This window comes from Aquimarina besae (genome assembly GCF_042434905.1).
GTDB lineage: Bacteria > Bacteroidota > Bacteroidia > Flavobacteriales > Flavobacteriaceae > Aquimarina.
The window spans coordinates 1289651-1302644 of record NZ_CP170199.1 but is presented as its reverse complement, the minus strand read 5'-3'; the positions used below and the strand labels follow the sequence as shown (position 1 = coordinate 1302644).

Below are 12994 nucleotides of genomic sequence, written 5' to 3'. Positions count from 1 at the left end.
ATTGTGTGTGTTATATTTATGGTTAATAATTATTGTTTAGTAAATAATATCGCCTTTCTGGATTTTAAGCTTTTCACAATAAGGATATAGGATCCTGTGGATAAATGAGTCACATTTAATTGTGCTTTGTTCGAGGTTTCTGTTTGACTATAGATTGTTTTTCCAAACATATCAGTGATCTCGATTGTTGAAAGTCCCTCTTTCATTCCTGAAATATTTAGAATATTGTTATTAACAGGATTTGGGAAAGCTATTATTGCAGTTTCTTTTGACACCTCTGCATCATTGCTTCTGTCTCTACAAGAGACTTGTTCTGATGAATTACTGAAATACAGTGCAAAATCTTTTGTTTTAGATACCATTATAAAATCATCTCCGTTTCTGGTAACCCAGTAAGAGCCATCTAGTCCTGCAAAACCGGTATTATTTAGAGTTACTTCAGGGTTTGCATTTTTTAGCTGAAAAGTCATGGTGTTTTTAAAATCGACATACCAGTCTGGAGATCCGTCTGTAGTATTTATTGCAAATTGATATAAACCATTATGTTGTGGGTTCCAGTTGATCGAAAGCTCCTTGAAGTTATCCAGATTTGGGCCACCATTCCCCAAAATGTATACCTTAGAGTAAGAGATATTATTCATCGCACTAAGACCCGTATTTATTGGAGTACCAAACGAACAATTATTTACACTGTTCATATTTGTACCATTAACTGTTAAGGTAAATGTGGCTTGACCTTGTTTTCCTTCATTATCCGTAGCTATTGCCTTAAACGTATGTACCCCGGCAGAACGATTATTTACTTCTTGTGGATTGGGTGAACGATCGTGTCCCCACTCGTAAGGAGCAAAACTCTCTTGTCGGATCAACTCATTATTGATATACAATTTTACATTCGAAATACTACCATCTGGATCTGAAGCATTAACTCTTACCACAAGATCATATCCTTCTTGAGCGGTAATATTTCCGGAAGGAGTAGCAAATGAGATTTGTGGAGCTTGATTACTTGTTTCCTCATTAATAATTACCGTCCTGGATACTTCGGTAGAAAGTCCTTCTTGACCCTCTTCAAAAGCTCTTGCCCCTATGGTGTAAGTTCCTGCCACTGTAGGTGTCCAGGTTACACTATAAGGAGCTGTACGATCTAGTCTGAAGAAACTTCCATTGATTTTAAAGTTTACTCTGTCTACGTTGCCTTCTTGATCAGAAGCAGTTGCTCTTAGCGTAATAGTTTCGCCTAAAGTAAATTCTTGATTATTTTCAGATGGATTCGTCAAAGAAACAACAGGTGACTGATTATTTATTTCTTCCTTAATAATTACTGTTCTGGATACCTCTGTAGAAAGTCCTTCCTGACCCTCTTCAAAAGCTCTTGCCCCTATGATATAAGTTCCTGCCGCTGTAGGTGTCCAGGTTATACTATAAGGAGCTGTACGGTCTTGTCTGAAGAAACTACCATTGATTTTAAAGTTTACTCTATCTACACTACCTTCTTGATCAGAAGCATTTGCACGAAGTGTAATAGTTTCACCTAAAGTATACTCTTGATTGTTTTCTGACGGGTTTGTCAAAGAAACCGTTGGAGGATTATTTTCAGAATTAATACCCAGATCGTATATCTGAAGATAAATAGGCTGTGCGCTTCCTGTTTTGTTCTCCATTAAATAATAGTACAATCTACCGTCTTTTATATGAACTACTCCATGTTTAAAAGTTCTCCCGGAATTCGTAGTATATAAGGTTTCCCAATTATTGGTTCCGGCGTCAGCCCTATAAATAACCGGCCGCCCTGATCTTAGTCCTACCATGTAAACATCGTTTTCTATACTATGAAAATCTCCTCCTGGAAAGTTGGTAGTAGTTCTAAAATTAGCTTCTCCAGCCTTCTTGTAGGTATGGACATTTCTGGACCCGTTGCTTCCTGTAACGGTTGTTCTAAAATGGATACTTCCGTCTTTGGTCACTGTCCAATCGGCTCCGCTTGTTATTCTAACAGAATTCGCTCCGGAAGAATTGACTTCATTACCTGGTTCAGAAATAAATATCTCTTCCGGATCAATTAATGGAGTAGCCACCCTTCTATTCTTATGATCTCTCCAATCGGATATATCCGTTGAATTATTTGCGTATGCATAATAAAATCCGCTATTTAGAGAAAATTTATCGTTGTTAATACTTTTTCTTGTATGAAAACCAACGTGCATTTTACCATTGATAAACTTAAAATCTCCATAAAGTCCCCAATTATAATTTATGCCTTTGCTTCTGGCATCCAATACATTAAAATCTTTAAAACTACTCCAGGATGTACCATTATATTTGGCGGTCATATATTTTCCATTGGTATGTCCTCCTTCGCGCATGGATACGAAAAGATCCCCTGCTTCATTATTGAAAAATTTTGGATACGTTAATCCTTCATAGTTATCTCCACTTTTTAGATATAACCGTTTTGGGAAGAATTTATCTAACGTAAATTCACTATCCGGTAAGGTCGCCACGTTTTTCTTTGAGTAACTATATCTGAAATAATCATTACTTAAACTCCCATTAGATGGTCGATTTCTTGAATATGCGTGCATATCATACAATAAATGTACGGTTCCGTCTACTGGAGCAACACCAACGGCTATCGTATTATGTGATTCTCCTATATGAGGTCGATTCTGAAAGCCTGTATGCCTATGTGGAAACTGAATAGTTACTGTTTTTTTGGTTATTGTATTGTATCTTGAAAGCATCACATGTCTATCGCTTTCTCCTCCTTTATACCAAGTCATAAACACATATTCGTTATGTTTATAAATACAATCGCCGTGCGGAGTAATTTTTCTTCCAAATGCATAATCATATTTTGCTCTATTAGGAAATGTTAGTCTTTCACTTTCCGGAACTTTTGACCCGTCAAAATATAGGCCACTATCCGAAATTTTTACCTCTTCAATTAATTCTACCTGCGCCGTCCCTGAGAGGCCAAAAAAGAATAATGACATACATAAAAGGAGCCTTGAGATCTTTATGTTTTCTATAATATAATTTTTCATTAGTTTGTTGAGTTTGTTAGTTAGATATGTGATTATTGTTTCGTAAACAACATTGCCTTTCTGGATTTTAAACTTTTTACAATAAGTATGTAAGATCCTGTAGATAGGTTAGATAGGTTTATTTGAGCACTATTAGATGTTTCTGTTTGATGATAAATCACTTTTCCAAACATATCTGCGATCTCGATAGTTGTAAGCCCATTTTTCAGACCTGAAACATTTAAAATATTATCATTTACCGGATTAGGAAAAGCAATTATATTAAGTTCTTTTGTGACCTCTGCTTCATTGCTTCTGTCGCTACAAGATGCCTGTTGTGATGAATTACTGAAATACAAGGTGAAATCTTTTGTTTTGGAAACCATTATAAAATCATCTCCATTTCTGGTAACCCAATAGGATCCATCCAGTCCTGCAAAACCAGTATTATTTAAAGTTACTTCAGGGTTTGCATTTCTTAGCTGAAAAGTCATCGTGTTTTTAAAATCAACATACCAATTAGGGGATCCGTTAGACGTATTAAAAGCAAATTGGTATAAACCGTTGTATTGCGGATCCCAATTAATCGTCAATTTCCTAAAATTGCTTAGGCTTGGACCGCCGTTACCTAAAATGTAAACATTAGAATATGTTACTTTATCCATTGCAGATATACCACTATTTGCCGGAGTGCCAAATGAGCAATCATTTCCTCCTCCTGTATCCAAACTTTGCACTGTTAGGGTAAATCTCGCTTCGCTCTGTAATCCTTTATCATCTGTAGCTACCGCTTTAAAAGTATATACTCCGGCGCTACGGCCATTGACTTCTTGTGGATTAGGAGATCCATCGTGACCCCATTCATAAGGCGCTAAAATTTCTTGTCGGATTAATTCGTTATTGATATATAGTTTTACATTAGAAATACTTCCGTCAGGATCACTGGCATTTGCTCTCACTATAAGATCATATCCTTCTTGTACGGTAATATTACCTGATGGGTTGGCAAATGAGATTTGCGGAGCTTGATTGTTATTTTCTCCAGTAACAGATAGTGTAAAGGTTTTGCTTGTTTTTGCTCCTTCATTATCTGTTGCTTCGGCTTTAATTTTGTGTTGTCCTACAGAAAGACCTAAAAGTTCTGCACTATTATTACCGATTCCCCATTCATAAGGGGCAAGATTTTCCTGGCGAATTAAATTCCCATCAACATATAGCTTTACATTAGTTATAGAACCATCATTATCTGAAGCATTTACAGTTACTTCAAAATTTGTATATCCTTCTGGTATTGAAGTATTTCCTGTTGGTGAGGCAAAAGATACTAAAGGTGGTTGATTACCTGGATTATTCTCGCGAACTGTTAACGTAAAGGACTTTTCTGCTGTTTTTCCTTTATTATCGGTTGCGACTGCCTTTACGATATAAGTCCCTTGTGTTCTACCATTAAGTTCATTCGGATTGGGTGAGCTATCCTGTCCCCATTCGTAAGGAGCTCCATTTTCTTGTCTTATAAACTCATTGTTTATATATAATTTTACGTTAGAGACACTACCATCAGGATCGCTGGCATCTACCTCAACGCTCAAATCATAACCTTCATCAACCGTAAGATCACCTACTGGGTTTTTAAAAGAAACCAACGGTCCTTGATTCGATACAGGAGTAAACCCAAGGTCTATTACAATATGATGTAATGGTCTTTTATCGGTCTCCTTTTTTTCATTAGCCACGATATATATTTTTCCTTCGTAATATGCATGTTCCATAATATCAAAGGTTTCTTGCGCATCGTAAACATAATCTGTGCGCCAATTACTTGCGTTCTCTGGGGTACTTCTTACTCTTATATTACCGCCAGACATCTCTACGCCATATACTCTACCACCTGCTGCAAAACTTACCCTTGTGCCGTTATTTCCTTTTTTAAAGGTATTTGATCCGGCTGATTTGTAGTAATGTACCGTACCTTGTCCTGGAACCCTGTTTGCAAAATGCACAGCGCCACTTTCCGTTACTGCAAAACTTGGTGCAGATGTCATACCATTAGAATTGTTAGGTAAAGGTTCTGCTATCTTATAATCATTCATAGATGTAAGTGGTATAGGATTGCTTTTATTATCTATAGCCATCCAGTTTTCATTTCCTCTTTGCCCTCCTTCAGCAAAATAAAAGCCTTGATTAAATTCTATTGGGTTATTCTGTATTCGTAAAGAACCTCCTAGGTACATTTTACCATATTGGTATTTAAGACCTCCGTAAAGATTGAATGTTGGATTCGGATCTCTGCCGTTTATAATTTTATAACTTTTAGACCAGGTATTACCATCGTAATAAGCCATCATCAAATTTCCTCTTCTAGTTCCACCAATCCTATAATTAAGCATCAGTTCTCCGGCATCATTCATACTAAAATTAGGGTAGGTAAAACTGTTGATTACCTCATCCGATCTTAAGTAATTTGTTCGTTGATTAAAGTTGCTAAGCTTAAATTCTGAGTCTGGTGCAAATGCAATATTTTTCTTAGACATTCTGAAATTTAACTCTCCAGCATGTGTATCATAAGCTAAGTGTACGGTTCCATCTTTTTCCGAAACTCCAACAGAGGTAGTTCTATGTGAATTCCCACCGGGGCTATTGGCATAATTAATTCCGTTATATGTACTCGTATACAATGTATTTTTGTCAGGAAACTGAATGGTCACCCAATTATTTGATCCAATTTTCCTTCTGGAGAGCATTAGATTTCGGTCTTGCATTCCTCCTTTGTACCAGGTAAAGAAAACATATCCATTTACAACTTTTATACAATCGCCTTTTGGTGTTATATTTCGATTAAAAAGAGCAACGGGCCTACTGGGATCACTATACCAGAAATGAAGCCCGTTCATATTCATTTTTTGATGTGATTCTAGCTTTACCTGTTGAGCAAAACTGAAGTTCAGAGTCAAGAATAATAGAATCAATAATGATTTGAGTATTCTTTTTGTTTGTAGTGTTTTTGTTGTTTTCATCTTTCGAACATTAATAAGCCTATGGCTTTATTGTTTTAGTGCTTCAAAAACTTTAGAGTGGTAGTCTGTTTGTTAGAGGTTCTGATTTTCAGGAAGTATATCCCTGTAGGAATATGGTTAAGAGATAACACCATACTTGTATTTTTAGAATCATTGTTTTTCTCCATTATCTTTTTCCCTTGAAAATCGTAAATACCAATACTATAAGTTCCTTTGGGAAGCTGAGATAAATTTAGATCGCCTATCACTGGGTTTGGAAAAGCAACTATATAAGCTTCTTTTAGCTCCTCTGTATCATTGCTTCTGTTGCTACAAGATGCTTGTTGTGGTGAATTACTGAAATACAAAGTGAAATCTTTTGTTTTAGATACCATTATAAAATTTGCACCGTCTCTGGCAACCCAGTAAGATCCATCTAATCCCCCAAAACCTGTATTGTTCAGTGTTACTTCAGGATTTGCATTTTTAAGCTGATATGTCATATTATTTTTGAAATCAACATACCAATTCGGAGATCCATTAGAAGTATTAAAAGCAAACTGATACAAACCGTTATATTGAGGACTCCAATTGATCGTAAATTTTCTAAAATTGCTTAGGCTTGGACCTCCGCTACCTAAAACGTGGACGTTAGAATACGTCACTTTATCCATTGCAGGGATTCCGCTATTTACCGGAGTTCCATAAGAACAATTATTTCCGTTACCTCCACCGCCTGTATCTGTACTCTGTACTGTTAGTGTGAAAGTTGCCTGACCGGTCTTCCCTTCATTATCTGTCGCCACTGCTTTTACGATATATGTTCCTGCCGAACGTCCGTTCACTTCCTGTGGGTTTGGCGAACCCTCATGCCCCCACTCATAAGGTGCATAACTTTCTTGTCGAATCAGCTCGTTATTGATATATAATTTTACGTTTTCAACACTGCCGTCTGGATCATTAGCATTAACTTCAACGTTTAAATCATAGCCTTCATCTACCGTAATATTTCCTGTAGGAGTTTTAAAAGATACTAGAGGTTTACTATTTTCATTGTTTGATGGTCTGGTCGTAAATGTAATTAGTTGTAAACCACTATTATTATTTACTGCTAGTGTATATATTTTATTATCTATTAAAACACTATTTGTAACATTGATATATCCGCCTGAAATATTTGCTACTTCTTTCCACGAAGTCCACTGATTATCATTTAAGCTTGAAGAAATTACTACAATATTTCCTCCTTTTCTTCGGAAAAGGTATAAGGTGTTGGTGGTACGATCACAGTACAGTTTTGGTCTGGATCCATTGTTAGCAATAATTTCGGTAGTCCAATTAGAAGCTCCTTTTGTATTATGCAACCAATAGTAATTTTTGTTATTCCTATTATAATAAACAATATGAGAGTTACCTTTTCCATCAATAGCCATGGCGTTTTGATTAATCAATCCCTGGCCCGTATTGATCGTCTTTATCTTCACGGGCCTGTTCAGATTTATTTTTGAGCTATTAGCACCTGAGGTTCCAACCACATTATTCTTATCGTTTTTCCAGGTTAAACCATTATCATCAGAATATGCAAACATGATATCATGATTGGATTGCACTGTTGTGTTTTCTCTCCAGTTCCAACTAATGAATAATCTTCCATTATGAGATTGAATATCATTGAAATAAGCATTTCTATTCTGGTCTCCTTCATAAACACCAGTTTTTCCGTCAATAACTTTTATTTGATCACTCCATGTTTGATTTGAGGCATTATATTGATGCACAAAGCTGTCTCCATTGCCGCTTCCTCCGGTTCTGTAAAAAAATAGTAATTGATCATTTTTACCCAGTATTAGCCTTGGGTATGTTACTCGTGGAATACTTTTATTCGTTTTGAGGTAATTTCTATTGGTACTAAAGAGATCCTTGGACCATTGAGCATTAGAAACGGTTGCAGCATTGGGGACAGAGATTCTATACTGCAATTTGTCGGCGTGCATATCAAAAGCTAAGTGCACCGTTTTATCTATAGGAGACACTTGTACATTCGGAGTATTGTGGGTATCCCAAGTGCCCTGCCAAGTGCTATCCAGAATATCATTAAACGTGATAATTTTCCATCCATCGATACCGTAATTATTACTTCTTGCCAGTCTTAGTTTTCTAGTATTTTTATCATAAAATGCCATAAAAACGAAGTTTTCGTAAATAGCGATAGCATTTTGTTGTGTAGCTTCCCCAACCACTGCAACTTCAGCGAGACAGCTATTGGTAACATTTTTGATAGTATGAGTAAGCGTCTGACCGGTAGAAAAAAAACTGATCAAATACAGTAATGGTATAATGATTTTTTTCATTATGTGGTGAGTTTGTTAGTTAGTTAGTTTAGAATAGTAAAAAGTGTTCGTAATCCTAAATATAGAACTACGTTCAATGAGATTTCTATTTTACACATAGATCGATAGTCGTTTGTTATCGATCTATGTGTAATGGTTCGGTTCTCTTTTTTTGACCTACAATCCTTACTTTCTATTTAATAAATAGTAAGGATTGTTTCGAGTTCTTACTTCTGCTAATCAATAGATATGGACCAGAGGGAAGTTCGGAGATGTCCATAGTTTCTGTAGCATTATTAGTATTTAGTTCTTTTATAACTCTTCCTTGAAGATCTACTACTTGTAACACTTTTTGTTTTGCAGATAATCCAACAATATTAAGAACATTTCCTTGTACCGGATTTGGATATACCAACATAGTGTCATCACCTTTTTCAATCTCTGGTGCCCGATTACATCCAGGAGCAGAAGATGAATTGCTAAAGTATAATGTGAAATCTTTGGTTTTAGACACCATTATAAAATTTGCACCGTCTCTGGCAACCCAGTAAGATCCATCTAATCCCCCAAAACCTGTATTGTTCAGTGTTACTTCAGGATTTGCATTTTTAAGCTGATATGTCATATTATTTTTGAAATCAACATACCAATTCGGAGATCCATTAGAAGTATTAAAAGCAAACTGATACAAACCGTTATATTGAGGACTCCAATTGATCGTAAATTTTCTAAAATTGCTTAGGCTTGGACCTCCGCTACCTAAAACGTGGACGTTAGAATACGTCACTTTATCCATTGCAGGGATTCCGCTATTTACCGGAGTTCCATAAGAACAATTATTTCCGTTACCTCCACCGCCTGTATCTGTACTCTGTACTGTTAGTGTGAAAGTTGCCTGACCGGTCTTCCCTTCATTATCTGTCGCCACTGCTTTTACGATATATGTTCCTGCCGAACGTCCGTTCACTTCCTGTGGGTTTGGCGAACCCTCATGCCCCCACTCATAAGGTGCATAACTTTCTTGTCGAATCAGCTCGTTATTGATATATAATTTTACGTTAGAAATACTACCATCAGAATCCGAAGCATTTGCTCGTACCACAAGGTCATACCCTTCTTGAACTGTTATATTGCCAGACGGAGTCGCAAAAGAGACGTTTGGAGCTTGATTACTTGTTTGTGAACTTACTGTAAAATTCCTGGTGGCTGATGCTGTAGCATTATCATTATCGGTTACTGTAACTTTAACCTGATAGTTTCCAGGTTGAGCATTTTGGATGATGTGTGCAGAATAGTTACTACCATCAGTATCTACCAGAGTACCGTTAACAAAAACCTCATGTTTCGTAATACTACCATCCGAATCACTGGCATTGATGTTTACAGGGATATTATCTCCTTGTGTATAATTACTATTAGCATTGGGACTGGTAATAGAAACAGAAGGAGGTGTATTATTTCCTCCACCTGTCGAAACACCAGATGGTGTAGCAGAAGCCAAATCCTTGGCAATTCTCATTTCGTCATAATACGTACTCACATCAAAGTTGCACGCATTAGAGTTATAAGCCCCCCATTTTGGATACACTACACTACCATCAAAAGTCTTATGATATGCTCTTTTTTTATCTGAAGATAAATTTACCTGATAATCCTGAAATCCTGAATTGGACAAGGTTTGTTTTGTTCCGTTATACCACAATTCTACATATCCTACATCTTTATTCCTGGACATTTTGATTTTAAGCACAAAGCTTACCCAAGTGTTTTCAGGTATAGATTTCGTCCATAAAGTAGTTTTGCGCTTGCTAATAGATCCGCTACAAGAATTCCAGCTTGGATAACAAGGTCCCCATGCACTTAAGGTTAGTTTTCCATTGCCATACCCCATATTAAGAGGATAATTTTGCGTATTGTTTTGGTTACCTGCATCTGTTTTCCACTGCCATACAGCAATCCCACCTGTAATATTAGGAGTTGATTCAATTTTCCACCGCCATCCGTAGTATACGATATCGCCATCCTTTGGAATGTAATTATTTACTGTACCGGTTGTCCTTGCAAATTCTCCTCGTTTTTGTCCCTTAGGCTTACGAATCTTCCATACTTTTCCGTATTGCGAATCGTTTGTAGTTGTGGCTGTAGATGCATTATTTGATTGATTACTACAGTTATCTCCGGCGTTGCCAGAATCAAATCTTCTAAAACTGCTGTTAACACTTTTATTAGGGTCCCCGTACCAAAGAATTTGGCTCTGGGCATAAACTCCAACTAATAAGAATACTACCAGAAAAGTAATATTTCTAATTTTATATCTTTTCATAATTCACGGTAATGTAGTTATATATAGGTTAATTTATCAATCAACCTATATATAACAGATTAGATTATTGTGGCATACACAATCCCTATTTCACGAATAATAAGGATTGTTTCGAGTTCTTACTTCTGCTAATCAATAGATATGGACCAGAGGGAAGTTCGGAGATGTCCATAGTTTCTGTAGCATTATTAGTATTTAGTTCTTTTATAACTCTTCCTTGAAGATCTACTACTTGTAACACTTTTTGTTTTGCAGATAATCCAACAATATTAAGAACATTTCCTTGTACCGGATTTGGATATACCAACATAGTGTCATCACCTTTTTCAATCTCTGGTGCCCGATTACATCCAGGAGCAGAAGATGAATTGCTAAAGTATAATGTGAAATCTTTGGTTTTAGATACCATTACAAAATTTGCACCGTCTCTGGCAACCCAGTAAGATCCATCTAATCCCCCAAAACCTGTATTGTTCAGTGTTACTTCTGGTCTGGCATTTTTAAGTTGATATGTCATATTATTTTTGAAATCAACATACCAATTTGGAGATCCATTTGAAGTATTAAAAGCGAACTGATACAAACCGTTATATTGAGGACTCCAATTGATCGTAAATTTTCTAAAATTACTTAAGCTTGGACCACCGCTACCTAAAACGTGAACGTTAGAATACGTCACTTTATCCATTGCAGGGATTCCGCTATTTACCGGAGTTCCATAAGAACAATTATTTCCGTTACCTCCGCCGCCTGTATCTGTACTCTGTACTGTTAGTGTGAAAGTTGCCTGACCGGTCTTCCCTTCATTATCAGTGGCCACTGCTTTTACGGTATATGTTCCTGCCGAACGTCCGTTCACTTCCTGTGGATTCGGAGAACCCTCATGTCCCCACTCATAAGGTGCATAACTTTCTTGTCGAATCAGCTCGTTATTGATATATAATTTTACGTTAGAAATACTACCATCAGAATCCGAAGCATTTGCTCGTACCACAAGGTCATACCCCTCTTGAACTGTTATATTGCCAGACGGAGTCGCAAAGGAAACGTTTGGAGCTTGATTACTTGTTTCTTCTTTGATGATTACAGTTCTCGAAACTTCTGTAGAAAGCCCTTCTTGTCCTGCTTCAAAAGCTCTAGCACCAATGGTATATGTACCTGCAGAAGTCGGAGTCCAAGTCACACTATACGGAGCTGTTTTATCCTGATCATAATATCCACCGTTTACTTTAAAATTAACTCGGTCTACAGCTCCATCAGGGTCTGATGCGTTTGCCTTTAAAGTAATAGTTTCTCCTAAAGTAAACTCTTGATTATTAGATGATGGATTGGTCAATGCAACTTGGGGTGGTTTGTTCTCATCTCCTCCTCCAGGAGGGTTACCACAGCCTGTCCATACCTTAAAATCATCGAAAAACGTATATTCTGTTCTGGGCGAATGCCAAACCGGATCTGTTCTACTTCCACCACGATAGGTATTCATAATTAAAGCGTTGATTTTTAAGTTACTTTTCCCAGAGTTACGAATCTTGGCGTTATTATCACGATATGTTTCTACTCCGTCAATCCACATGATCACCGTCCCGTTTTTTTGACCCGGAGTGTTCATTTTGATATATTGACGGATGGTATACCACTTGTTATCTTTAAGGTCAGACAAAATTCTTTTTGCATCTCCGCAATCTCCGTCAGCTCTTGCTGATCCATCTTGTTTATCAGCAAAGTAGCTATACAAAATAAGATAAGGCTTTACTGTTTGGGCTCTATTTCTTCTCCACATCAAACGAGCAGACCATCCATCTGAATTGTATTTGCATCCAGATGGTATAGCACCTCTTCCGGTGGTTTCACTATTTACTCCTCTGGTAGATCCCCCTAACCCTGGTAATTTACCACCTGTAGCCCAAAAGAAATTATCATCGAATTTTACTTTGTACTCTAAATAGGCTTCATCTACAGCATCAAAATAAGGATCAAAGAGAAAACCTCCAGATCGACCTGAAGCATCATTTTTTAAATACTGTGCTCGCAAAGTCCCATCGACAATTCTAGTTTCTTGTGGAGTATTTTCTATCAAATTGCTTGCCGCACCAGGTCCTTCTACTCCTCTGTAGGTAGATGCAGTCCATGGCTTTACCTTGTTATTAAAATCGCTCTTTATATCTGCTATAGAGTATCGTCTGTTATTCCAATTATTAAAATCAACATCAATTATAGTATTGCAGTTTTGCGCTGTTACATTTCCAAGTACGAATAAAACGCATAGTAGGAAAAATCCGTTAGTAGTTTTAAGTGTTCTCATTTTGTGTGTGAGTTTTGTTA

Annotated in this window: 5 protein-coding genes; all 5 read right to left on the bottom strand. The window is 36.8% G+C overall.

The features are described from left to right. Nucleotides 1-29: 29 nt before the first annotated feature. Nucleotides 30-3047: an Ig-like domain-containing protein gene (locus ACE94K_RS05755; RefSeq protein ID WP_378181227.1), complete on the bottom strand. Its 3018-nt coding sequence runs from the start codon at nucleotides 3045-3047 to the stop codon at nucleotides 30-32. Nucleotides 3048-3079: 32 nt separating this feature from the next. Further along, nucleotides 3080-6040: an Ig-like domain-containing protein gene (locus ACE94K_RS05750; protein WP_378181224.1), complete on the bottom strand. Its 2961-nt coding sequence runs from the start codon at nucleotides 6038-6040 to the stop codon at nucleotides 3080-3082. A 35-nt stretch (nucleotides 6041-6075) separates the two neighbouring features. Beyond that, nucleotides 6076-8370 (bottom strand): BNR-4 repeat-containing protein, encoded by a 2295-nt coding sequence (locus ACE94K_RS05745; protein WP_378181221.1) that lies wholly within the window; start codon nucleotides 8368-8370, stop codon nucleotides 6076-6078. 172 nt (nucleotides 8371-8542) lie between these two features. Then, nucleotides 8543-10672, bottom strand: coding sequence for an Ig-like domain-containing protein (locus tag ACE94K_RS05740; RefSeq protein ID WP_378181218.1), 2130 nt, complete (start codon nucleotides 10670-10672; stop codon nucleotides 8543-8545). An 85-nt stretch (nucleotides 10673-10757) separates the two neighbouring features. Next, nucleotides 10758-12974, bottom strand: coding sequence for a polysaccharide lyase (locus ACE94K_RS05735; RefSeq protein ID WP_378181215.1), 2217 nt, complete (start codon nucleotides 12972-12974; stop codon nucleotides 10758-10760). Between the last annotated feature and the right edge of the window lie 20 nt (nucleotides 12975-12994).